The organism is Isoptericola sp. NPDC056578 (assembly GCF_042793275.1).
Taxonomy (GTDB): Bacteria; Actinomycetota; Actinomycetes; order Actinomycetales; family Cellulomonadaceae; genus Isoptericola.
The window spans coordinates 1-21,696 of record NZ_JBHTVC010000048.1; the positions used below are offsets into that span (position 1 = coordinate 1).

Below are 21,696 nucleotides of genomic sequence, written 5' to 3' on the forward strand. Positions count from 1 at the left end.
GCCGGGCCCTCGCCGCGTTTGCCCGGCCCTCCCCGCGGTCGCCCGGCCCTCGCCGAGGTAGTTCGCACATCTGTGCGAACTACCTCGGCGAGGTTCGTGCTACCTCACCAGTTGGGGGTGGCCCCGGGGACGTTGCGGGGCAGCTTCACCTGGTGCGGGTGGATGACGTAGGCGATGCCGTCGGTGGACGTCTGCCACACGCGCTCGAAGTTCTCGCGGGTGTAGACGCTGCGCACGTCGGCGTCGGTCGCCTTGTTGGGGTCGTTGATGACCGGGTCGCCCTCGGCGGTGAAGCCGACGATGGTCACGAGGTGGCCGTCGGTGCCGTAGCCGGCCTCGGGCATCTCCTCCTCGGCGAAGTGGATCGACACGACCAGCGGGATGCCCGCCGCGACGAACCGCTCCGCCTCGGCCAGCGACCGCAGGCGGGTCACGAACGACTCCAGCCCGAACCGGTGCGCGTAGGCGGTGTTGAACGGCCAGTTGCCCGAGCCCTCGTACGTGTAGTCCCACGTGTTGATGGCGGCGTAGGCGACCTGGGGGTCACCGTTCGGGGCCACGATGTCCTCGAGTTCCGACGCCGGCACCTGGTGCTTCCTGCCGTAGGAGTACTGGATCATCGTCGTCGACGTCGGGGAGCACCACACCTGGCCGCCGCCGCCGAACTCCGGGTACTCGCCGATGTGGGTCAGCTGCGAGTAGCCGGGCACGTCGAGCTCGACCGCGCGCCCCAGCGTGAAGTCGCTGGTGCCGGTGTAGGCGGAGTCGGGCAGGTACTCGTTGGTCATGGTCGTCACGCCCGCCAGCCGCGGGGTCGCGGTCGACCCGGCCGGCCGGTAGAGCGTGACCCGGGTCTGGAACGCCTCGGGCTCGCGCCCGGACTTGGCGACGTACGTGTCGGTGAACAGGTACGCGTCGTCGTCGTTCTGACCGTCCACGGAGGTGCGGTGGATGTCGCCCACGCCGCCGTCGGCGGGCTCGACGTCGTCGCCGGACGCCCAGCGCCCCATGACGAACCACTTGGTCCACGCGCCGTCGGCCTTGCGTCCGCGGAACTCGACCTCGACCCACGTGCCGGTGGGGGTGGTGGCGTTCCAGGACGTGAGGGACTCGTCGACGGCGTACCCGGTCTCGACGACCGGCGACGTCCAGGTGCCCGTCTCGTACTCGACCGCGGCGCCGTCGCCGAACGGGTCGGTGTACTCGGTCTTCGGGCCGCCGGGACCACGCAGGCCGAGGGTGCCGTGCGCCCCTGGCCGCAGGTTCTCCCACTCGCCCTGCCGCAGGTCGTCGATGCCCTGCCAGTGGGTGGTGGTGATCTTGTGGCCGGTCGGCCCCGGGTCGTCCGTGGGGGCCGCGCCGGCCGCGCCCGCGGTGGGTGCGATCACCGCCCCCGCCGCCAGTGCCGCCGTCGTCGCTCGCATCCAGCTCCTTCGTGCCGTACCTCGCGCCGTGCCTCTCATGGGTCCTCCCCGCAGGCGGGGGCGGTGGACGGTCCCCACCGCCCTGATGGCGAAGACTTTCCCAGATCGTGTGGTCCGTGTCACGGGTTTGCGAACAGCCCGTGCCCTGCGGTCGCCGTGCGAGGCGTTGCGGTCCCGTGGCGCCGACGGGGCTCCGGTGCGAATCTGGGGGTCGTGGCCAAGAACAGCAAGCTCGTGACCGGCGTCCGCCGACGGGGCTCGTGGGGCACGACCGTGGGGTCCGCGGTGGCCCTGGGCGCGCTCGTCGTCGGGGCCGGGGTGGGGGCCGCGGTGGCGCAGGGCGCGATCTTCGTGGACGAGACGTTCACGGGCGCGACGGCGGACCCGCTGTTCTCCGCCTACGGCTCCGCGTGCCTGACCGGCGCCGCACCGGGCAACCCCACGGCGGGGGCCCACCCGCTCGAAGGCTGCGACCCCGCGCGGACCGTGAACTCGCCGCCGCTCGACGGTGCCCCGGACGGCTACCTGCAGCTCACCGACGCGTCGAACGACCAGTCGGGCGCGGTGCTGTTCGACACGCCGATCCCCGCGGAGCAGGGCCTGGTGGTCCGGTTCGAGCAGTGGCAGTACGGCACGACGACGGCGGACCCCGCGCCGGCCGACGGCATCGCGTTCTTCCTGGTCGACGGCGAGGCCGAGCTGGTCGCCCCCGGCGCCTTCGGCGGGAGCCTGGGGTACGCGCAGAAGCGACCCGACGGGATCCCCACCAACGAGATCATCCCGGGCGTGGAGGGTGGCTATCTCGGCATCGGGCTGGACGTGCTCGGCAACTTCTTCGGGGACTGGGAGGACCGCGGTCTCGGCTGCCCCGCGGGGCAGGGGTCCCCGGCGGGGACAGGGTTCCGGATCCCGGAGCCGGAGAAGATCACCGTGCGCGGCCCCGTGCTGGGCGACGACACGACCCAGGGCTACTGCTTCCTCACGTCCACGGCGGAGAACCTCGACGACCCGGCGGCGACGTCGTGGCCCTCGACGCTCCCCGTGACCCTCCAGGGCACGACGTCGTCGCTGCCCGACGGGATCTCCGCGGCCGAGGCCGCAGCGATCCTGGAGGACGACAAGCGGACCGTCGAGGTGACGGTCAGCCCGGCTCCCGACCCGCGCGTCACGGTGTCGATCGCCGGCCCCGGCGGCGACCTCCAGCAGGTCCTCGACATCCCGGCCCCCGAGCCCGTCCCCGCGACGTACAAGTTCGGCTTCTCCGCCTCGACCGGTCAGTTCACCGACGTCCATCTGATCCGCAACGTCGTGCTGGAGTCGGTCGACCCGTCGCCGATCCTGACGCTCACGAAGGTGGCGGACGACCCCGGCCCGTACCGGCTGGGCGACACCGTCACCTACACCTACACGGTCACCAACTCCGGGCTCGCCCCCGTCACCGACCTCGAGATCCTCGACGACCGCATCCCCGACGTCGTCTGCGACGCCACGACCCTCGGCGGGCTCGACGACGCGCCGGAGAACGAGACGACCTGCCGAGGCGAGTACACGATCACCGCCGCCGACGTCGACGCCGGCGAGGTGGTCAACACCGCGACCGCGTCCGGCGACGGCGGCGGGGCCATCTCACCCCCGGTGAGCGAGACCGTGCCGGTCGTCGCGCCGTCGCCCTCGCCGAGCCCGTCCCCCTCGCCGAGCCCGTCACCGACCCTGAGCCCGTCGCCGACGCCCTCCCCGACCTCGCCCTCGGCGGGCCCGTCGCCCAGCCCCAGCGCGGCGGCCCCCGTGGTGCCGCCCGCGACCAGCGGCCCGACGAGCCCGGGCGAGCTTCCCCGCACGGGTGCGGACCTCGGCCCCCTGGCCCTCCTGGCAGCCGTCCTCGTCGCGGCCGGAGCGCTCACCGTGGGTCTGGTGCGTCGACGACACTGACCCGCCGTCCGGGTTCTCACGGGGACGCGCGGGCCCGACCGGGCCGTGGGGGCGGTCCGGACGGCTCGGGCGGTCCGGACGGCTCGGGCGGCTCGGACGGCTCGGACGGCTCGACGATCGGGGTCGTCCTCGCGGTCCCGGGGACGGTCGAAGCGGACCGCGAGCACGGCCGTGACGGCGAACGCGACCTGCGGCCCGGCGATGACCCGGTCCTGCGTGTCGTCGCCCAGGGAGTGCTGGACGATGCCACCACGGCCGCGACCACCGTGAAGACGACCATGGTCACCCGCCCTGGCGCCTCCCCTGGCGTCGACGCCGCCGCCGTCCCGCTGCCCGCACGCGTCGAGGGGCGGTGTGATCTGCGTCGCTGCGGTTGGCAGCGGAAGTCTCGGCACCTAAGTTAGGCGAGGCTGACCTAACCCGATCCTCGTAAGGAGCCCCGTGACGATGCCCTCCGCCCTGCTCGGAGCCGCGACCGCGGCCGACTACGCCGGTGCGCTGCACGACGTCGTGGACGACGTGGCCGCCCGCGTCGAGACCGCCCGCCAGCCGTTCTGCGGTGCGAGCCGCCGCGAGCTGCAGGCGCTCGTCGACGCCGTCGACCTCGACGGGCCGCCGGTCGGGACGCCCGACGCGCTGCGCGAGAGCGCCGACCTCTACGCCTCGCACGCCGTCTGGTTCCACCACCCCGCGTACGCCGCGCACCTCAACTGCCCGGTGGCGCTCCCCGCGGTCGGGGCGGAGGCGATGCTCGCCGCGATCAACACGTCCGTCGACACGTACGACCAGTCCACGGTCGCGACGCTCATGGAGCAGCGCCTCGTCGAGTGGACGGCCGGCCGCATCGGCTTCCCGGCCGGGAGCGACGGCGTCTTCACCTCGGGCGGCACGCAGTCCAACCTGCAGGCGCTGCACCTGGCGCGCGAGGCCGCGCTCACCGGGCCCGACGGCGCCCGGCTCGGCGGCGCGGCGCGGCGCGAGCGGCTCGGCCGGCTGCGGGTGCTCGCCACGACCGCCGGGCACTTCAGCGTGGCGCGCTCCGCGCTGCTGCTCGGCCTCGACGACGACGCCGTGATCGGCGTCGGCACCGACGCCGAGGGCCGCCTCGACCCGGGCGCGCTGGCCCGGGCCCTGGTCGACGTCGAGCGGGCGGGCGACGTCGTCATGGCCGTCGTCGTCACCGCGGGGACCACCGACCGCGGGTGCGTCGACCCGATCGCCCCGGTCGCCGACCTGTGCGACGCCGTCGGGGCCTGGCTGCACGTCGACGCCGCGTACGGCGGCGGGCTGCTGGCCTCGCCGCGCCGTCGCCACCTGCTGGACGGCGTCGAGCGGGCACGCAGCGTCACGGTCGACTTCCACAAGACGTTCTTCCAGCCGGTCTCCTCCAGCGCGCTCCTGGTGCGCGACACCACCGACCTGGCGCGGGCCGCGTGGCACGCGGACTACCTCAACCCCGCCGAGGAGGCGGGGGAGCCGAACCCCGACCTCAACCTCGTCGACCGGTCGCTGCAGACCACCCGCCGGTTCGACGCGCTCAAGCTGTGGGCCACCCTGCGCGCCGTGGGCGCGGACGGGATCGGCGACATGGTCGACGCCGTCTGCGACCTCGCCGCGGCCGTGCACGCCGACCTCGCCGAGGACCCCGACCTGCGGCTCCTCGCGCCCACCGACCTGTCCACCGTGCTGTTCCGCTACCAGCCCGGCGGCCTCGACGACGCGCAGGCCGACGCCCTCGTGCCGCGCGTGCGGCGCGTGCTGTTCGACTCCGGCCGCGCGCTCGTCGCGAAGACGGTGATCGATGGGCGTCCGTGCCTCAAGCTCACGCTCCTCAACCCGGACGCGACGCTCGACGACGTCCGCGGCGTGCTCGACCTGGTGCGCGCCACGGCCCAGGGGCTGCTCGCCGGCGAGGAGCTGCTCGACCTGGACGCGCCGCCGTGCCGGGGCGTCCACCCGCGCCTGACCCGCGCGTCCGCCGCGCCCACCGACCCCGCCCTCGAGGAGGTCGCCCGATGACCCGCACGACCGACCGTGCCCACGACCGCACCTACGACCTCGTCGGCATCGGCGTCGGGCCGTTCAACCTGGGCCTCGCCGCGCTCGCCGACCCGCTCGACGACGTCGACGCCGTCTTCCTCGACCGGCGCGAGGGCTTCAGCTGGCACCCCGGGATGATGCTCGAGGGCGCCACGATCCAGGTGCCGTTCCTGGCCGACCTGGTGACGATGGCCGACCCCACGTCGCCGTACTCGTTCCTCGCGTTCCTCAAGGACACGGGTCGGCTGTACCCGTTCTACATCCGCGAGTCCTTCTACCCGCTGCGCGCCGAGTACGACGAGTACTGCCGCTGGGCGGCCGACCGGCTCACCACCCTGCGCTGGGGCCGTGACGTCACGGCGGTGGGCCGGGACGAGGAGACCGGTGACCTGGTGGTGACCGCCCGCCTCTCCGCCGGTCCGGACGGCACGGCCCGCACGGAGACGTACCGGGCGCGCCACGTCGTCCTGGGCGTCGGGACGACGCCGCAGCTCCCCGGACCGCTCGCCGCCCTGGCGGCGGAGGCGGCCCGGCACCCGGGCGCCGGGCCGGTCGTGCACAGCGCCGACTACCTGCCGCACCGCGCCGCCCTCGCCGCGTCGGGCGCGGTGACCGTCGTCGGGTCGGGGCAGTCGGCCGCCGAGGTGTACCGCGACCTGCTCGAGGACGCAGCGCCCGACGCCCACCGCGTGGACTGGGTGACCCGCTCGCCGCGCTTCTTCCCGATGGAGTACACGAAGCTCACGCTCGAGATGACGTCGCCGGAGTACACCGACCACTACCGCGCGCTGCCCACCGAGCTGCGCGAGATCCTCGGCCGCGAGCAGCGCGCGCTGTACAAGGGGATCAGCGGCGACCTCGTGGACGACATCTACGACACGCTGTACCGCAAGTCGGCCCTCGGGCGAGAGGTGCCGACCACCCTGCTGTCGGACACGGAGGTGGTCGCGGCGCGCTACGAGCCCGACGACGGAGCCGACGGCAGCACCGACCGTGCGGGGGAGTACGTCCTCACCCTGCGGCACGGCCAGCTCGGCACGACGGCGGAGCACCGCACGCGCGCCGTCGTCGCCGCCACCGGGTACGGGGCGGGGGTGCCCGGCTTCGTGGCGCCCGGCCTGGTGGACCTCGACGAGCTGGGCCGCGTGGACGTGGCCCGCGACTACACGGCCGGCGCGGGCGGCCGCCTGCACGTGGGCGGCACGGAGGCGCACACCCACGGTGTCACCGCGCCCGACCTGGGCTTCGCCGCCTGGCGGAACTCCGTGATCCTCGCGCAGGTCACCGGCCGCGAGCCGTACGCGATCGAGCGACGGATCGCGTTCCAGACGTTCGGCCTGCCGGGCGGCCGGCCCGACGGCGAGCGCTCGACGCCCTGGTCGCCGCCCGAACCCGCCGCGGCCGAGCGGGAGGTGGCCCGATGACCGCCGTCGCCGAGACCCGGACCGCCCGCGGCGCCAGCACGCCCCGCACGTCCCCGGACGCCGTCGTCCTCGAGCCGGTCGACCCGGCGCGGGACGCCGCGACCGTGCACGGGTGGCTGACCCACCCGGCGTCGGTGTTCTGGCAGATGGGGCACCTGGGCGTCGCGGAGGTCGGCGACTACCTCGCCGACGTCGCGGACGACGACCGGCAGGACGGCTGGCTCGGCCGCGTCGACGGCGTCCCCGCCTTCTACGCCGAGACCTACGACCCGGCCCGCGTGCTGCTCGTCGGCGTGCACGACGCCGCACCCGGCGACGTCGGCATGCACCTGCTCGTGGCGCCTCCGCCCGACGACCCGGCCGCCCGCGCGCCAGGCTTCACCGACGCGGTGATGGCCGCCGTCGTGCGCTTCTGCCTGGCCGCGGAGGGCCGCGGCGGGGCGCGCGTCGTCGTCGAGCCGGACGTGCGCAACCGCGCGATCGCCGCGAAGAACGCGGCCGCCGGGTTCCGCGTGCTGCGCGAGGTGGAGCTCGACGACGGCGACGGGCCCGGCGGGCACACCAAGCGCGCGGTGCTGAGCGTGTGCACGCGGGCGGATTTCGCGGCCTCGCCGCTCGGCGCCCTCGCCGGCCTCGGCGAGGGCGACGGCGCGGACCTCGCGCCGCACCTGCGCCCCGACGTCGCCGAGCACGCCCACCGGCACCTGGCCGCCAAGGCGCTCGCGGAGCTCGCGCACGAGCGGCTCTTCCGCCCCGAGCCCGACCCGGAGCCGGGCCGGTTCGTGCTCGCGCTCGACGGCGTCACGTACCGGTTCGCGGCGCGGACGTTCGCGCTGGAGCACTGGGTGGTGGACCCGGCGTCCATCACGCGCACGGCGTCGTCGGGCGACGGCGCCGACCTGCCCGTGGACGCGCTGGAGCTGGTGGCGGAGCTGCAGCCCCTGCTGCAGATCCCGGACGACCTCGTGGCGACGTACCTCGAGGAGCTGTCCTCGACCCTCGCCGCCGCGTGCGCCAAGGGCGACCGCGAGCTGGCCGGTGCGTCCCCGCAGGTGCCGGCGCTGCTCACGGACCTGGTCCCGCACGGCTCCGGCGCCGGCGACGAGGGCGACGACGACCGGCGACGGGCCGACGCGTTCCAGGCCACCGAGGCGGCGATGACCGAGGGGCACCCCGGCTTCCTCGCGAACAACGGCCGCATCGGGTTCTCCCTCGACGACTACCGGTCGTTCGCCCCCGAGCGCGGCGAGCGGATGCGCCTGATGTGGCTGGCGGCGCGGCGCGAGCACACCCACCTCGCCGTCGGCGACGGCCTCACCGAGCGGGAGCTGTACGGCGCCGAGCTCTCCGACGCCGAGCGCGCCGCGTTCGCCGAGCGGCTGGCCGCGCGCGGCCAGGACCCCGCCGACTACCTGTACCTGCCGGTGCACCCCTGGCAGTGGCAGCACCGCGTGCCGATCACGTTCGCCGCGGACGTCGCGCGGGGCGACCTGGTACCCCTCGGCCCGGGCGCCGACGAGTACCAGCCGCAGCAGTCGATCCGCACGATGTTCAACCGCACGCGGCCCGAGCGGCACTACGTCAAGGTGGCGCTCGCGATCCAGAACATGGGCTTCCTGCGCGGGCTCTCCCCGGCCTACATGCGCGGCACCCCGGAGATCAACGACTGGGTGGCGGGCGTCGTCGCGGGCGACCCCACGCTGCGCGACGCCGGGTTCGGCGTCCTGCGCGAGCGCGCGTCGGTCGGCTACACCGGCGACGTCTACCACCGCACCGCCCGCCCGAGCGCGCACCGCAAGATGCTCGCCGCGCTCTGGCGCGAGTCGCCCGTGCCCCGCACCGCGCCGGGGGAGCGGCTGGCGACCATGGCGAGCCTGCTGCACCGCGACGCGGCGGGGCGGGCGCTCGCCACCGCCCTCGTGCGGGAGTCGGGGATCGCGCCCGAGGCGTGGCTGCGCGCCTACCTCGACGCCTACCTGTACCCGCTGGTGCACTGCCTGCGCGCGCACGACCTGGCGTTCATGCCGCACGGCGAGAACCTGGTGCTCGTGCTGCGCGACGGCGTGGTGCGGCAGGTGTTCATGAAGGACATCGGGGAGGAGATCGCCGTCCTCGGGCACCGCGAGCTGCCGGCCGGCGTGGAGCGGGCGCGCGCCGTCGTCGACGCCGACCAGAAGGCGCTGTCGATCTTCACCGACGTGTTCGACGGCGTGCTTCGCCACCTCGCGGGCATCCTCGCGGTGGACGGCGTGCTGGGCGAGGACCGGTTCTGGGCCGTGGTGGCCGACGTGATCGACCGGCACGGGGCGGAGCACCCCGACCTGGCGGGGCGGATCGAGCTGCGGGGCCGGCGGTTCGCGCACTCGTGCCTCAACCGGCTGCAGCTGCGCAACACGCTGCAGATGGTGGACCTCACCGACCAGTCCGCCTCGCTGCTGTACGCAGGGACGATGGCCAACCCCGTCGCCCGCCCGGACGCCCCGTGAACCACCCCTTCGAGCTCTTCCGCGACGACCTCGGGGTGCCGCACGTACGGGCGGGCTCGGAGGCGGACCTGGCGTACGGGCAGGGCTACGTCACCGCGCTGGACCGGGGCTGGCAGCTCGAGGTCGACCGCTGGTACGGCGAGGGGCGGCTCGCCGCGCGGGTCGGCCCGGCCGGGCTGGAGTGGGACCGGTTCGCCGCCCGCGTGCGCCTGGCCGACACGACGCGCCGGGTCTGGGACGCGCTCGCGGAGCCGGAGCGGGCGTGGCTCGGCGCGTACGCCGACGGCGTGCGCGCCGGGCTCGACGCCGGCGGGCGGGACACGCCCGAGCGGGCCGAGCTCGCCCGCGCCCTCGGCGGCGCGGACCTGCCCGACGACGAGCCCTGGCGGCCCTGGACGCCGGTCGGCACGTTCCTGGTGCACCACGTGCTGTTCAGCGGCTTCCCGCACCTGCTGTGGCGCGAGCACGTGGCGCGCACGCTCGGCCCGACCCTGGGCGACGCGGCCGTCGGCTGGTGGGGCGCGCGGGACGGCGCGGGCGGCCCGTCGTCGGGGTCCAACGCGTGGGCCCTGCACGGCTCCCGCACGGCGTCCGGCGCTCCGCTGCTCGCCGGCGACCCGCACCGGCTGCTCGAGCTGCCCGGCGTCTACCAGCAGGTCCGGCTCGCCCGCCCGGGGCACGACGTCGTCGGGCTGGCCTTCCCGGGCGTCCCGGGGGTGCTGCACTTCGGGCAGGCGGTGTCGTCGGCCGGATCCGCCGAGACCGTCGTGGCCTGGGGCGTCACCAACGCGATGGCGCACCACGTCGAGCTGTACGCGGAGGGGTGCGACGCCGCCGCCGCGGGGGCGCGGGTGGTCGCGCAGGGCTCGGACACCGTGCCCGTGCGCGGCGGCGAACCCGTGGTCGTGCGCTGGGCCGAGACGCCCCGCGGCCCGCTCGTCACGGACCGGCACAGCCTCCGCTGGCCCGTGCGCGTCACCGCGGACGCCGGCGTGGCCGCCTGGCGCGCGCTCCAGCACGCGGCCACGGCGCGCGACGTCGCCACCGCGTTCGCCGGCTGGGTCGACCCCGTGGACCGGGTGCTCGCCGCCGACTCGACCGGCGAGGTGCTGCGCCTGACCGCCGGCCTGGTGCCCGAGGTGGCGCCGTCGGGCCGCGTCGTCCCGGCGACCGGCGGCACCCCGCCGGCGTGGCGCCGGCTGCCCGCGCCCGCCGTCGTGACCGACGTCGCGGTGGACGCCAACCACCGCCCCGCGCGGACGGAGCACGACCTCGGCCACGCCTACGCCCCGCACCGGGCCGCGCGCGTGCGCGCGCTGCTCGCCGACCCGCCGCCCGGCGGGGAGACGGCCGCGGCCCAGGACCGCGTGCTCGCGGACACCCACGACGGCGGCGCGGCGGGGCTCGTCGCCCGGCTCGGGCCGGGCCCGTCCGTCGGCGCGCTCGGGGCGGCCGAGGCGGTCGGCGCTGTCGGGACCGCGGGCCGCGCTGCGCGGCTGCGCGCGTGGGCGGCGGCGGGCGCGCGGATGGACGCCGGCTCCGCGGACGCCGCGCTGTTCGCGCGCTGGCGGCACGCGCTGGTGCGCCGCGTCGCGGCCGACCCGGCCCTCACCGCGCTGCACGAGCCCCACGGCCTGCCCGAGGTCTTCGCGCCGTGGCTCGACGTCGTCGCACGCGTCGGAGACGCGCTCGCGGTGATCCTGGGCTCGGGCGTCGTCGACGACGGGCGCCTGGCCGCGGAGGCGCTCGCGGACCTCGACGACGTCGACGTCCACGACGAGCCGAGCGGCGACCACCCGGGCGACCACCCCGGCCGCCCGGTCGAGACGTGGGGCGACCTGCACCGCCTGGCCCCGCTGCACGCGCTGGGCCTGGTTCCGGGCGCGGCGGTGCCCGCGGTGCCGGCGGAGCACGCGCGTCCGCTGGGCGGGTCGGTCGACGCGGTCCGCTGCACGGCGGGCGTGCCCGGCGTGACCCACGCCGTCCTGCACGGGTCGGTCGCCCGCTGGGTGTGGGACCTGGGCGACCGCCGCCGCAGCCGCTGGGGAGTGCCGTTCGGCGCCTCCGGCGACCCCCGCTCGCCGCACTTCGCCGACCAGCACCCCGCGTGGGCCGAGGCGCGCACCACCCCGATCGAGACCGACTGGGCGCGGCTGCGCCCGGAACCCCTGCCGACCCGACGACCCTCGGAGGACCGATGACCCGCGAGCCCACCGCCGACCACCCGACCGAGCCCTTGCCCGATTCCCTGCCCGAGCCTGCGACGTCCGACCGTCTGCTCTCCGGGGCGCGCGGCGCGGAGGTGTGGCGCGCCGACGTCCCGGGCGCGGGCACGGTCACGGCGCACGTGCTGGACCCGGTCGGGGACCTCGACGTGCTGCACGAGTGGGTCAACCGCCCGCACGCCGGGTTCTGGGGCCTGGCGGGCCTGAGCCGCGAGGACCTGAGCGCCACGTACGCGTTCGTCGACTCCCTGCCCACGCACCACGCCTACCTGGTGCGCTGGGACGGCGAGCCGGTGGTCCTGGTGCAGCTGTACCACCCGGAGGACGACCCGGTCTCGACGGCCTACGACGTGCTCCCCGGCGACCTCGGCATGCACTTCTTCAAGGGCGGCGACGGGCCGGCCGCGCGCCACGACGTCGTGCCGTGGGCCGTGGTCGGGCCGGCGGTGCTCGCCTTCGCGTTCGCCCGCCCGGGCACGCGGCGGCTGGTCGGCGAGCCGGACGCCCGCAACCGGTCCGCGGTCGCGCGCATGGCGGCGTTCGGCTTCGAGGCCGCGGGCACCGTGCGCTTCGAGTCCCCCCAGGGGCCGAAGGAGGCCGTGCTGGCGTTCTGCCCCCGCGAGCGCGCCGAGGAGCTCGTCGCGGCAGCGTTCGGCACCGCCGGCTGAGCCGGCGCCGGGCCGGCGTCAGGCCTGCGGGTCGGCGGGGCGGACGACGTCGGGCACGGGGCCGGTCGTGGTGCCGGGCACGAGCTCCACGGGGAGCGTGGTGCAGGTGGGCTCCTCGTCCGCGAGCACGCCCAGGACGGCGCGGCCGAGCGCGGCGCCCTTGGCCTGCAGCGGCTGGTGCACGCTGGTGAGCACGTCGGGGGAGAGCCACGGCAGGTCGATACCGTCGAAGCCCGCGACCGAGACGTCCTCGGGCACGCGCAGCCCGAGCTCGCGGGCCGCGATGACGGCACCCGCGGCGAGCAGGTCCGAGTGCGCGACGATCGCCGTCGGGCGCTCCGTCTCGGGCACCCACGCCCCGAGGATCTCCGTCGCGGCGTCGCGACCGTGCTCCACGAGGGACGCGGGCGTTTCCCACGAGATCACGGGCTCCACCGCGTCGCGGACGCCCGCGAGACGGTGCCGCGTCGACGTGCGGTCCGCCTGGGCGAGGCGCGCCGCGTCGATCGGGCCGGACCGCTCGGCGGCGTCGAGAGGCAGCGTGATCTCCGCGATGCGGGTGTGCCCCAGCTCCTGGAGGTGGCGCACGGCCAGGGCCGTGCCCGCCCGGTCGTCCAGGGCCACGAGCGGCGCGCCCTCGACCCGGCCGCCCTCGCCGACCACGACGGGGACGTCGCGGCGGCGCAGGGCCGCGAGCGTCGCGTCGTCGGTGAGCACGCCCCACACGAGCACGGCCACGTCCATGGCGGCGGACTCCAGCAGGGGGTCGACGGCGGGCACGGGCGCCGTCTCCTCGCCGTCGACGCGCGGCCCGGGGACCGCGCGCACGCCGGGGATGAGCAGCACGCCCAGGCCCTCGGCGCCGAGCACGTCCACGAGGCCGTCGAGCACCTTGACCGCGACCGGGTCGCGGAAGGCGCGGCCGGGCTGGTCGCCGAGGACGACGCCCACGATGCCGGAGCGTCCGGAGCGCAGCTGCCGGCCCAGCGGGTTGGGGCCGGAGTAGCCCAGCTCGGCGGCGGCGGCGAGCACCTTGTCGCGCGTCTCGGCGGTGATCGGTCCCGCGCCCGAGAACGCCAGCGAGGCGGTGGAGACCGAGACACCCGCGAGCTCGGCCACCCGCGCGAGGGTCGGTCGGGCGTTGCTGCGGCCCATGGGGCTCCTTCCGGCGAGGTCCGGGGCGAAGCCTACCTGCGCTGACCAGCGCGTGCTCGAATCGATTTGACCGGCGTGGCGGAATCCGGAAGCGTCGGACCGTGAGCACCGATCTGCCGCCCGAGCGCCCGGCCGCGCCGCCCGCGCACGCCGTCCGTGCGGCCTGGGCCGTCTTCGTCGTCTTCGTGGTCGCCGGGATCGGGATGGCCACGTGGGCCTCCCGCATCCCCGCGGTGCGTGACGGCCTCGGCTTCTCCGAGGCGGAGATGGGCGTGCTGCTGCTCACGGGAGCCATCGGGTCGCTCGTCGCGCTGCCGCTGTCGGGCATGATCGCCTCCCGCATCGGCGCCGGCCGCACCTGCGTGTCGTTCGCCGCGCTGGCCGCCGCCGGCTTCGCCGTCGCCACCCTCGCCGTCGACGGCGACCACCCGATGCTGGTGCGCGTCGGCCTCTTCCTCGGCGGCATGGGCGTGGGCATCTGGGACGCGGCGATGAACCTCGAGGGCGCCGTCGTCGAGCAGCGCCTGGGGAAGTCCGTCATGCCGCGCTTCCACGCCGGCTTCTCGCTCGGGACGGTCGCGGGCGCGGGCATCGGCGCCCTGGCGGCGCACGCCGGCGCCTCGCTGCCCGGGCACGTCATCACCGTGATGGTGATCGACCTGCTGGTGGTGGTGGCCTGCGTGCGGTTCTTCGAGCCGACGGCGGACGCCGCGGCGGTGGGGGCGCCCGCGCCGGACACGCGGGCCGACCCGGCCACGGCCGTCGACACGGGCACCGGCCACACCCTGCGCGACACCCTGGCGACCTGGCGCGAGTCGCGCACGCTGCTCGTGGGACTGGTCGTGCTCGCCGCCGCCCTCACCGAGGGGGCGGCGAACGACTGGGTGAGCCTCGCCGTCGTCGACGGCTTCGGCACCGACGACTCCGTCGGCGCCATCGGCCTCGCCGTCTTCCTGTGCGCGATGACGCTCGCCCGGCTGGCGGGCACGTCGCTCATCGACCGCTACGGCCGCGTGCCCATGCTGCGGGTGTGCGGCGCGGCCGCGCTCGTGGGCGTCCTCGTCTTCGCGCTCGTGCCGTCCCTGTGGGTCGCGCTGGTCGGGGTCGCGATCTGGGGCGCCGGCGCGTCGCTCGGGTTCCCGCTGGGCATGTCCGCCGCCTCGGACGACCCGAAGCGTGCCGCCCTGCGCGTCTCCGTCGTCTCGACGATCGGGTACTCGGCGTTCTTCGTCGGCCCCGCGCTCATCGGCTTCCTCGCCGAGCACGTCGGCTACCGCGACGCCCTGCTGGTGCTGGCCGTGCCCGTGGCGCTGGGGCTGCTGGTCGCCGGGGCGGCGAAGCCGCTGCCGGCCGCTCCCGACCCGGCGCGTACGCTGGGCGAGTGAGCCTGTCGACCCTGAACACGCCGTCCGCCGACGAGCCCGCCCGTGAGCACGACGGGCGCGAGACGGCCGCTCCGGCCCTCTCCGAGCTCACCACGCTGCGCGTCGGAGGCCCGGTCGACGAGTACGTCGAGGCGGAGTCCGAGGCCGAGCTGATCGACGCGGTGCGCGCCGCGGACGACGCCGGGCGGCCGCTGCTCGTGATCGGCGGCGGCTCCAACTTGCTGGTCGCGGACGAGGGGTTCGCCGGCGTCGTCGTGCGCGACGCGCGCCAGGGCCTCAGCGCCGACCTCGAGGACTCCTGCGGCACCGACGGCGCCTGCGGGGGCGCGAGCCTGCGCCTGCCCGCCGGGCAGGACTGGGACGCCTTCGTGGCCGAGGCCGTCGCGAACGAGTGGGTGGGGGTCGAGGCGCTGTCCGGCATCCCGGGCACCCTCGGCGCCGCGCCGGTGCAGAACATCGGCGCGTACGGCCAGGAGGTGTCCGGCGTCGTCGCGTCGGTGGTCACCTGGGACCGCGCCACCGGCAGCCGCAGGACCTTCACGCTCAGCGAGCTGGGCTTCGGGTACCGCACGTCGCTGCTCAAGCGCACGATGCGGGCCGACGGCGGCGAGGGCGCGCCCTGGTACCCCACGCCGCGGTACGTCGTGCTCGAGGTCAACCTGCAGATGCGGCTCGGCAGCCTGTCCGCGCCCGTCGGCTACGGCGAGCTCGCCCGGCGCCTCGGCGTCGAGGTGGGGCAGCGCGCGCCGTCGGCCGAGGTGCGCGAGGCCGTGCTGGAGCTGCGCGGCGGCAAGGGCATGCTGCTGGACGGCGTGGGCGGGGTGCCGCTCGGCGATCACGACCGCTGGTCGGCGGGGTCGTTCTTCACCAACCCGGTGCTGCCGGCCGACGCGGCGGACGAGCTGCCCGAGGACGCGCCGCGCTTCGCCGTGCGCTCCGCGACGCCGGAGTCGACGGTGAGCCCGAGCCTCGGCGTCGTCGACCCGACGCTCGTGAAGACGAGCGCCGCCTGGCTCATCGAGCACGCGGGGTTCACCAAGGGCTTCGGCGTCGCGGGCGAGCACAGCCCGGCGCGCCTGTCGACGCGGCACACGCTCGCGCTGACCAACCGCGGCGGAGCGACGGCGGCCGACCTCGTGGCCCTCGCCCGCGCCGTGCGCGACGGCGTCCGCGACGCGTTCGGCATCGAGCTCGAGCCCGAGCCGGTCCTGGTCGGCACCGCCCTGTAGCCGGCACCGCGGGCCGGGTCAGTAGAGGACGACCGGCGTGCCCTTCGGCGTGCCCCACGAGTCCCAGAGCCAGTTCATCGCGGCGTTGGACACGCGTACGCAGCCGTGCGACGCGGGGTACGGCGGGATGGACCCCGAGCCGTGCACCGCGTACCCGCCGGAGAAGTACTTCGGCCGGTACATCGACCCCAGCTCCAGCGTGGACTCGTGCATGCCGTTGCGCTCCATGTACACGGCGTAGGAGCCGCGCGGCGTCGTCGCGTGGTAGCTGCGGCCCTTGGCCTCGTACGTCTCGCCGTTGCCCGACGACGCGTTGATGATCCGGGTGACCTTGCCGCCCTCGACGGTCATGAGCAGCTGCCGGTCGAGGTCGATCTCGATCGCCTTGCCCGACGACGTGTGCGCCTTCGGGCGGACGCCGTCGTCCAGCGCGGCCTGCGTCTTGGGACCCACGACGCCGTCACGGTACTGCCCGGCGGCCTTCTGCAGCGCCCACACCGCCTGCTGGGTGGCCGGGCCGAAGCTTCCGTCGGCGTCCTGGATGAAGTACCCGAGCTCCTGCAGCCGCTCCTGGAGCGCGACGACCCGCTCGCCGGAGTCGCCGTACTCGAGCATCTTGTCCCGCTCCTCGGCGGCCTTCTTCTCCGCCGCCTCCTGCTCCGCCTGCTCCTTCGCGGCCTTCTCGGCGGCCTTCTTCTCGGCGGCCTTCTTCTCCGCGGCCTTCTTCGCCTTCTCCGCGGCCCGTTCCTCCGCAGCGTCCTGCTCGGCCTGCTCCTCGGCGGCCTTCTTCTCCGCCGCCTTCTTCTCGGCGGCCTCCTGCTCGGCCTGCTCCTGCGCGTCCTGGTCGGCACGACCCTGCGCGTCGTCGGACGCCGACCCGGCGCCGTCCTCGGACGAGGGAGCGGAGGTCGTCGGGGCCGCGCCCGGCTCGGGCTCGGTCTCGCCGGACAGGGGAGCGCACCCGGCAAGGGTCAGGGCGAGCACCACCGGGACGCCGACGAGCGACGCCCGCAGGCGTCGCCTCAGGCTGGGAACCGTACGCATGGAGCCCCTTCCGCGCCGTCGGCGCACCAGGCGCGCCGCGGGGTACTACCGTGCCCTGCGGGTGCCCGGGGCGCGAACGCAGCGCTCCGTTCGTGTCGTGATCGTCACCGTGTCGTGACCTGTCGTCTGCCGTTCACCTGCTCAGACGCACGACGGAGGGAAAAGGTTGGGCCCGGTCCGCGGGGCGAGCGAACCCGTCGAGAACGCGGTCGGTCCCGCCGCCCTCGGGGCGGCGGGACCGATCGCGTTCTCGACCGGAGCGGCGCCGGTCGTCAGCGCCGGCCCTCAGCGCCGGTCCTCCTTGAGGACGGCGAGCCGCTGCCGGTACTCGGCCTCGTCGATCTCGCCGCGGGCGTACCGCTCGCCCAGGACGTCGACGCCGCCCGCACCGCCGCGGGCCCACGGCGGGCCGTACCGGCGCGCGCGGCGGGCGATGAGGAACACGACGGTGGCGAAGAGCAGGAACCACAGGATCGGGAAGACGATCCACCAGCCCGGCCCGCCGCCGGCGGCGTACGGGTGCGCGGCGAGGGCCGCGGGGACGGCGGTCGCGGTGGCAGTGGTGAGCATCGGGGACTCCTCGTGACGGTGGGTCCGCCCGGTGCGGGCCCTTCGCCACCACCGTCGCCCGGCGGGGCGGGCGCCGTCGTCAGCCCCTCGTACCGACCTGCGTCGTCCCCTCGTGCCGCCGTGGTGCGCCGGGCCGGCGGAGGTCAGCCGGTCCAGCCCGGCCGCACGACGCCGCCCTCGTACGCCGCGACGACGAGCTGCGCGCGGTCGCGGGCGCCCAGCTTGGCCATGACGCGCGAGACGTGCGTCTTGACGGTCGACTCGGACAGGTAGAGGGCGCGCGCGATCTCGTCGTTGGACAGGCCGCCGGCGACCTCGACGAGCACCTCGCGCTCGCGGGCGGTGAGGTCGTCGAGGCCGGGAGGAGGCGGCACGTCGCGGGTCGCGTCGGCGACCCGGGCGAGCAGCCGGCGGGTGACGCCGGGGGAGAGCAGCGCGTCGCCGGCCGCCGCCACGCGCACCGCGCGCACGAGGTCGGCGGGCTCGGTGTCCTTGACGAGGAAGCCGCTCGCGCCGCCGCGGATGGCCTCGGCCACGTACTCGTCCAGCTCGAACGTCGTCACGACCACCACGTGCACGCCGCCCGCGCCCGGGTCGGCGACGATGCGCCGGGTCGCCTCCAGCCCGTCCGCGCCGGGCATCCGCACGTCCATGAGCACGACGTCGGGCCGCAGCCGCAGGGCCAGGCGCACGGCCTCGTCGCCGGTCGCGGCCTCGCCCACCACGGTCATGTCGTCCTCGGCGTCCAGCAGCGCGCGGAAGCCGCCGCGCACCAGTGCCTGGTCGTCGGCCAGCAGCACCCGGATCATGCGTCCTCCCGCGAGCTGTCGGACCCCCGCGGCGCCCGAGGAGGCCGTGCGTCCGACGGCCCCGGGGCGGACACGTCGGCGGGCAGCGGGATGGTCGCGGCGACGGAGAACCCGCGCGCGCCGGGCCCGGCGTCGAGGGCGCCGCCCGCGCCCTCGACGCGTTCGCGCATGCCGCGCAGCCCGTAGCCGACCGCGTCCCCGCGCGCGCCGGACGGCCCGCCGTCGTCGTCCACCGCGACGCGCAGCAGGTCGCCGCCCCCGGCGACGCGCACGACGACGGTCCGCGCCCGCGACGCGTGCCGGCCCACGTTGGTCAGCGCCTCCTGCACCACGCGGTACGCCACGCCGGCGAGGTGCGCGGGGACGGCGCCCGGGGGCAGGAGGTCGGGGTCGACGTCGAAGCGCACGGCGACACCGCGGGCGCGCAGCGGCTCCGCCAGGCGGGGGAGGGCGGCGAGGTCCCAGGTGGGCGTGCGCGGCTCGGAGGTGCCGTCGCCGCCGTCGTCCTCGCCGCGGACGACGCCGAGCACGGCGCGCACCTCGTCGAGCGCGTCGCGGCTCGTGGCCTTGATGGACGCGAGCGCGGAGCGCGCCTGGTCGACGTCGCGGTCCAGCAGGTGCAGCCCGACGCCCGCCTGCACGTTGATCGCGGACAGGGAGTGCGCGAGGACGTCGTGCAGCTCGCGCGCGATGCGGAGGCGCTCGGTGGCGACGGCGGTCCGCTCCCGGTCCGCGCGGGCGGCCCGCCACGCGGCGGCCCGGGCGAGCCGCTCCCGGACGCCGGTCGCGACCAGCAGCGCGACGGCGGTCCAGGCGGCGCCGCCGAGCAGGCCGCCGACGCGGGTCCCGTCGTCGCGCAGGGCGGCCGCGCCCACCACGACTCCCCACATCAGCACGGCGCCCGACCAGGCGACGACCCGCGCCCGGGCGGCGGGCCCCGTGAGCAGCACCATGACCAGGACTCCGACCGTGCCGCCCAGCGCCGGCCCCCAGGCGTAGCCGAGCGCGAGGTAGGTGCCGACGGCGCCGACCGCGAGCAGCACCGCGAGGACGGGGCGGCGGGGGAGCGTGAGCAGCACGACCGGCCCCACGAGCGCGAGCAGCAGCCCCAGCGCGTCGACGTCGCGCGCGCCCGGCTGCCAGTGCGACGCCCCGAACGTCCCGACCGTCACGACGACGGCCAGCGCCACCGCGAGGAACAGCCGGGGGCGCCGCCGGTCGAGCGGGCCGCGGTCCATGCCCGGCACGCTACGCCGCGGCGCCCTCCCGCGCGTCCGCCCGGGGTGCCGTGCCGGGTCGTCCCGGGGGACCATCCGCCCGCCGACGGGCGCCTGCCCGCGGGCGGGGCGTGACGGCCCGGTCCCGGGCGAGCAGCACGGCCCCGAGGACGAGGGCGATGCCGAGGACCGCCGTCGGCGTGAGCGCCTCGCCCAGCACGGCGACGGCCAGGACGGCGGCGCCGACCGGTTCCAGCAGCGAGAGCAGCGCCGCCGACGTGGCGCCGACGCCGCGCTGGAGCCCGGCGTAGAACGCCAGGTAGCCGACGGCGGTCTGCACGAGGGCGAGGAAGGCGAGGGTCCACCACGCCGTGGCGTCGAGGGAGCCGAGCGCGAGGCCGGTCCCGGCGGCGGGGAGCAGCGACACGAGCCCCGCCAGCGGGAACGACGTCCCGAGCAGCGGGGCGGGCCCCAGCCCGGGCAGCGCGCGCCGGTTGACGACGGTGGTCGCGGCGAACGCGACGGCGGCGACGAGCGCGAGGGCCAGTCCCGCTGCCAGGTCCCGGGACGAGCCGGCGACCGGCCGCACGCCGCTGACGAGCGCGAGCCCGACGACGGACGTCACGAGTCCCATGAGCACCGGGACGCGCGGGAGCCGGCGCGCGCGGACGGCGGCGCGGGCCGCCACGACCAGCGGCGCCGCCCCCAGGGCGACCACGGTGGCGACCGCGACGCCCACGTGCGCGACGGACTGGAAGTAGGCGGCCCCGAAGACGGCGGTCAGCGCGGCGGTGAGCGCGACGTGCCGCGCGGAGGCGCGGGTCCGGGGGACCCGGCGGAGCTGCCCGGTGGCCGCGGTGACCGCGAGCACGGCCAGGCCGCCCCCGAGCAGGCGCAGCGCGGAGACCGCGGTGGGCGACATCGCGCTGTGGGCGGCGATCGTCGCGGCCGCGACGCCGCCCGTGCCCCACAGCAGCGCGCCCGCGGCGACCAGGACGGCACCGCCGCGCGCCGGGGCCGGTCCGTCCGCGGAACGGGGCGGGAGGTTCGACGTCGACATCGCCCCATCGTGGGCGACGCATTGCTGTAGATCAATAGAAGTTACGCGGGGTCTGCCTTAAGATTTTGTGATGCAGCAGGCTCGTCCGACCCACCTGGACCCCCGCCGGATCGCCACCCTCCTCGCGGTGCACAGGTACGGCGGCATCGTGGCCGCCGGCGCGGCGCTCGGCGTCTCCCCGTCGGCCGTCTCGCAGCAGGTCGCGCGCCTGGAGGCGGAGTCGGGCCAACGGCTCGTGGACCGGCAGCCCGCCGGGGCCGTCCTCACGCCCGCCGGCCGGCTGGTCGTCGCCGCGGCGGAGCGCATCGAGGCCGAGCTCACCGACACGCGCCGGGCCCTCGCCGAGCTGGCCGGCGAGCCGAGCGGGACCGTCGCGGTGGGCGCGTCGCCCACCCTGGTCGGCGGCCTGCTCGCGCCGCTGGCCGGGGGGCTGGCGCGCACCGCCCCCGGCCTCGACGTCCACCTGTGCCAGACCGAGGGCGAGGCCGCGCAACGGGACCTGCGCCGCGGAGACCTCGACCTGATCCTCACCGAGACCGAGAGCGCCATCGGGCGGACCACCCCTGCCGGGATGCGCGACGTGCCGGTCCTGGACGAGCCGTGGCTGGTCGTGCTGCCCGCCGACCGGCCCGCGCCCGAGCGGCTGACCGACCTGGCCCACGCCACCTGGCTCGGGGCCGAGGCGGGCCACGCCGCCGACCGCGTGGTGCAGCGCGCGCACGCCGCCTCGGGGGCGACGACGCCGCTGACGCACCGGTACGACGACTACGCGGTCGCCCTCGCGCTGGTCGCCGCCGACCTCGGCGTCGCCGTCGTCCCGGCGCTCGCGGCGCGGGACCCCCTGCCCGAGGCCGTGCAGGTCGTCGCGCTGCCCGGGCTGGGGACGCGGCAGATCGTCGCCCGGCACCGCACGACCGGAGGGGCGCCCGGTCCGGCGACCCTCGCCGTGCTCGACCAGGTGGTCGCCGCGGGCAGGTCGGTCGCGGCGGGCGTGGCGGCGGACGTCCGCGGGTAGCCGGTCGGGTGTCGGG

At 76.4% G+C, this 21,696-nt stretch carries 16 protein-coding genes; 9 read left to right on the forward strand and 7 right to left on the reverse strand.

Features of this window, described 5'->3' with window-relative positions:
• Positions 1-104 precede the first annotated feature (104 nt).
• Positions 105-1,424 carry a C39 family peptidase gene (locus tag ACFQ80_RS16745; protein ID WP_430564424.1) on the reverse strand — a complete coding sequence of 440 codons (1,320 nt, stop codon included), beginning with the start codon at positions 1,422-1,424 and terminating at the stop codon, positions 105-107.
• A gap of 213 nt (positions 1,425-1,637) precedes the next feature.
• On the opposite strand from ACFQ80_RS16745, the gene ACFQ80_RS16750 reads away from it, so the two are divergent.
• From ACFQ80_RS16750 to ACFQ80_RS16775, 6 genes are all read left to right on the forward strand, one after another.
• A complete protein-coding gene (locus tag ACFQ80_RS16750) occupies positions 1,638-3,353 on the forward strand; it encodes a hypothetical protein (RefSeq protein WP_430564425.1) in 1,716 nt (571 codons plus the stop codon).
• Positions 3,354-3,800: 447 nt separating this feature from the next.
• The gene (locus ACFQ80_RS16755) at positions 3,801-5,372 is read left to right on the forward strand and encodes a pyridoxal phosphate-dependent decarboxylase family protein (protein ID WP_430564445.1); all 1,572 of its coding nucleotides are present in this window, start codon (positions 3,801-3,803) and stop codon (positions 5,370-5,372) included.
• Positions 5,369-6,817 carry a lysine N(6)-hydroxylase/L-ornithine N(5)-oxygenase family protein gene (locus tag ACFQ80_RS16760; protein WP_430564426.1) on the forward strand — a complete coding sequence of 483 codons (1,449 nt, stop codon included), beginning with the start codon at positions 5,369-5,371 and terminating at the stop codon, positions 6,815-6,817. Before ACFQ80_RS16755 ends, ACFQ80_RS16760 begins: the two co-directional genes overlap by 4 nt.
• On the forward strand, positions 6,814-9,303 hold the full coding sequence (locus ACFQ80_RS16765) for a GNAT family N-acetyltransferase (protein WP_430564427.1): 2,490 nt from the start codon (positions 6,814-6,816) through the stop codon (positions 9,301-9,303). Before ACFQ80_RS16760 ends, ACFQ80_RS16765 begins: the two co-directional genes overlap by 4 nt.
• Positions 9,300-11,504 (forward strand): penicillin acylase family protein, encoded by a 2,205-nt coding sequence (locus tag ACFQ80_RS16770; RefSeq protein ID WP_430564428.1) that lies wholly within the window; start codon positions 9,300-9,302, stop codon positions 11,502-11,504. Before ACFQ80_RS16765 ends, ACFQ80_RS16770 begins: the two co-directional genes overlap by 4 nt.
• On the forward strand, positions 11,501-12,196 hold the full coding sequence (locus tag ACFQ80_RS16775; RefSeq protein ID WP_430564429.1) for a GNAT family N-acetyltransferase: 696 nt from the start codon (positions 11,501-11,503) through the stop codon (positions 12,194-12,196). Before ACFQ80_RS16770 ends, ACFQ80_RS16775 begins: the two co-directional genes overlap by 4 nt.
• Before the next feature lie 18 nt (positions 12,197-12,214).
• Here ACFQ80_RS16775 and ACFQ80_RS16780 read toward each other — a convergent pair whose 3' ends face one another.
• The gene (locus tag ACFQ80_RS16780) at positions 12,215-13,351 is read right to left on the reverse strand and encodes a LacI family DNA-binding transcriptional regulator (RefSeq protein WP_430564430.1); all 1,137 of its coding nucleotides are present in this window, start codon (positions 13,349-13,351) and stop codon (positions 12,215-12,217) included.
• Positions 13,352-13,452: 101 nt separating this feature from the next.
• Between ACFQ80_RS16780 and ACFQ80_RS16785 the strand changes: the two genes are divergently transcribed.
• Together ACFQ80_RS16785 and ACFQ80_RS16790 are read left to right on the forward strand one after the other, a co-directional pair.
• Positions 13,453-14,736, forward strand: a complete 1,284-nt coding sequence (locus ACFQ80_RS16785) for an MFS transporter (protein ID WP_430550535.1) — start codon at positions 13,453-13,455, stop codon at positions 14,734-14,736.
• 2 nt (positions 14,737-14,738) lie between these two features.
• On the forward strand, positions 14,739-15,965 hold the full coding sequence (locus tag ACFQ80_RS16790) for a UDP-N-acetylmuramate dehydrogenase (RefSeq protein ID WP_430564446.1): 1,227 nt from the start codon (positions 14,739-14,741) through the stop codon (positions 15,963-15,965).
• 18 nt (positions 15,966-15,983) lie between these two features.
• On the opposite strand, the gene ACFQ80_RS16795 is transcribed toward ACFQ80_RS16790, so the two are convergent.
• The 5 genes from ACFQ80_RS16795 to ACFQ80_RS16815 all read right to left on the reverse strand — a co-directional run bounded on the left by ACFQ80_RS16795 (position 15,984) and on the right by ACFQ80_RS16815 (position 20,665).
• On the reverse strand, positions 15,984-17,009 hold the full coding sequence (locus ACFQ80_RS16795; protein WP_430564431.1) for a L,D-transpeptidase family protein: 1,026 nt from the start codon (positions 17,007-17,009) through the stop codon (positions 15,984-15,986).
• Between the two features lie 285 nt (positions 17,010-17,294).
• Positions 17,295-17,579 carry an SHOCT domain-containing protein gene (locus tag ACFQ80_RS16800; RefSeq protein WP_430550533.1) on the reverse strand — a complete coding sequence of 95 codons (285 nt, stop codon included), beginning with the start codon at positions 17,577-17,579 and terminating at the stop codon, positions 17,295-17,297.
• 143 nt (positions 17,580-17,722) lie between these two features.
• The gene (locus ACFQ80_RS16805; protein WP_430564432.1) at positions 17,723-18,388 is read right to left on the reverse strand and encodes a response regulator; all 666 of its coding nucleotides are present in this window, start codon (positions 18,386-18,388) and stop codon (positions 17,723-17,725) included.
• Entirely contained in the window at positions 18,385-19,626 is a 1,242-nt protein-coding gene (locus ACFQ80_RS16810) for a sensor histidine kinase (RefSeq protein ID WP_430564433.1), read from the reverse strand. Before ACFQ80_RS16810 ends, ACFQ80_RS16805 begins: the two co-directional genes overlap by 4 nt.
• Positions 19,627-19,636: 10 nt before the next feature.
• A complete protein-coding gene (locus ACFQ80_RS16815; RefSeq protein WP_430564434.1) occupies positions 19,637-20,665 on the reverse strand; it encodes an EamA family transporter in 1,029 nt (342 codons plus the stop codon).
• Positions 20,666-20,735: 70 nt separating this feature from the next.
• On the opposite strand from ACFQ80_RS16815, the gene ACFQ80_RS16820 reads away from it, so the two are divergent.
• The gene (locus ACFQ80_RS16820) at positions 20,736-21,680 is read left to right on the forward strand and encodes a LysR family transcriptional regulator (RefSeq protein WP_430564435.1); all 945 of its coding nucleotides are present in this window, start codon (positions 20,736-20,738) and stop codon (positions 21,678-21,680) included.
• Positions 21,681-21,696 lie beyond the last annotated feature (16 nt).